The sequence below is a fragment of the Priestia sp. P5_B4 genome (genome assembly GCF_056400385.1).
The window spans coordinates 1-1,798 of the sequence record NZ_JBFULJ010000786.1 but is presented as its reverse complement, the minus strand read 5'-3'; the positions used below and the strand labels follow the sequence as shown (position 1 = coordinate 1,798).

At 40.8% G+C, this 1,798-nt stretch carries 2 protein-coding genes; one reads left to right on the top strand and one right to left on the bottom strand.

Annotation, left to right across the window (positions count from 1 at the left end):
- Window positions 1-90: 90 nt before the first annotated feature.
- Window positions 91-1,083: a D-cysteate sulfo-lyase gene (cuyA, locus tag AC1DRF_RS25965; RefSeq protein ID WP_477742073.1), complete on the top strand. Its 993-nt coding sequence runs from the start codon at window positions 91-93 to the stop codon at window positions 1,081-1,083.
- Between the two features lie 35 nt (window positions 1,084-1,118).
- Here the strand turns inward: cuyA and AC1DRF_RS25960 are convergent.
- The coding region (locus tag AC1DRF_RS25960) for a sensor histidine kinase (RefSeq protein WP_477742072.1) at window positions 1,119-1,798 on the bottom strand (680 nt) is incomplete at its 5' end.

Genomic DNA, 1,798 nt, shown 5'->3' with positions numbered 1-1,798 from the left:
GTAGTCAGTTATAGAGAGCCCTTTCGTAAAAAGCTCTTCAAAAGCTTCTATATGGTAAAATAGAACAAATATGAAAGAGAGGATGAGAGCATGAACTTAACTCAATTTTCTAGAAGAAAATATACAGATTCCCCTACACCTTTAGAAAAGCTATCGGTTTTATCTCAGCAGTTAAATGGACCTTCAATTTATATGAAGCGAGATGATATGCTTGGACTGACAGGTGGCGGAAATAAGACACGCAAGCTTGAATATTTAGTAGCTGATGCAAAGGCGCAAGGAACAGACGTGCTTGTAACGTGCGGTGCGATACAATCCAATCACTGTCGTTTGACGCTCGCTGCGGCTGTAAAAGAACAAATGAAATGCGTGCTCGTATTGGAAGAAGGCGAAAATAAAGCAAGTGATCAGCCCACAGGAAACTATTTTCTTTATCATTTATTAGGCGCTCATGACATGCGGTTTGTCGCTGAAGGTTCTGATTTGACAGCCGAAATGAAAACAGTAGAGCGAGAGCTAATTGAAAAAGGTCATAAACCGTATTTAATTCCAGTAGGAGGTTCGAATGTTATCGGTGCAACCGGATACGCTGCCTGTGCACAAGAGCTGCTTATGCAAAGCTATGAGCAGCAAATAAAGCTTAGCCATGTGGTTTGCACAAGCGGAAGCGGAGGCATGCATGCAGGATTAGTGGCAGGATTTCAAGGTCTTCAAAGTGACGTATCTGTTATTGGAATGAATGTCAGTCGTGCTAAAGAAGAGCAAGAAGTAAAAGTTGCCAAACTGACTAGTGAACTTTATGATCATTTACATAGTAAAACGCCTTTTAAAAAAGAAGAGATTGTATGTATGGATGAATACGTAGGTCCAGGGTATGCTGTTCCGACAGAAGAGATGGTGGAAGCAGTTAAACTTGTGGCCAGTACGGAAGGGATTTTATTGGATCCTGTGTATACGGGAAAAGCGATGGCTGGTCTAATTGATTTAATTCGAAAAGGTTATTTTAATAAGGATGAAAATGTGGTGTTTGTCCACTCAGGCGGTTCACCGGCTCTTTATGCCTATACATCAATTTTTTCATAAAAAAGCAAGGGATTCGAATCCCTTGCTTTTTTAGTTTATATAGGAATAGTAAGTGAAAACGTTACTCCGGTGTTCGTGTTTTCAGCCGTAATGGCTGCATCGTGCATCGTAACAATACGCTTTACGATACTTAAGCCAATACCAAATTCACCGTTTGCTCCTTTTTTAAACGGTTCAAACAAGTGTTGAAGTACGCTTTGATCAATCGGTGGACCATCGTTGCTGATTGTACATTGAACGTTCGCTGGGTGTTTAGCAAGTGAAAGTGAAACCTTCGTCTCGGCATAGCGCAGCTGATTGTCGAGGACATTTTCAAGAACTTTTGTCCATAGTTCTTTATCTCCTTTAATCGTTGCGTTTGCGTCGTCAAATTCCCACTGTATTTCAGGGCGCCTCCACCGCAAGCGATCCACTACTTCATGAAGAAGTGCAGTAAAATCAAAGTCATCTTGTGCAAGCTGATGAGTGGACATATAGTCAAGCTTGGTTAAGTAAAGCAAATCGCGGATTTTTTTCTCAAGATTTTTGGATTCATCTTCAATAACTTTTACCGTTTGAGATAAATCACCTTTTGGATAAATGCCGTCTTGAATCGACTGAGCGTAGCTTTGAATCACCATAACCGGTGTTTTTAAATCGTGTGAAATATTTTGAAGCAGCGTTTGCTGTGCTTCATCTTTAGATACGAGCCTTTTGCGCATTTGCTCGATGGAGG

Coding starts and splice junctions, on each gene's coding strand:
- cuyA (WP_477742073.1), top strand. CDS start 91: ATGAACTTAACTCAATTTTCTAGAAGAAAATATACAGATTCCCCTACA.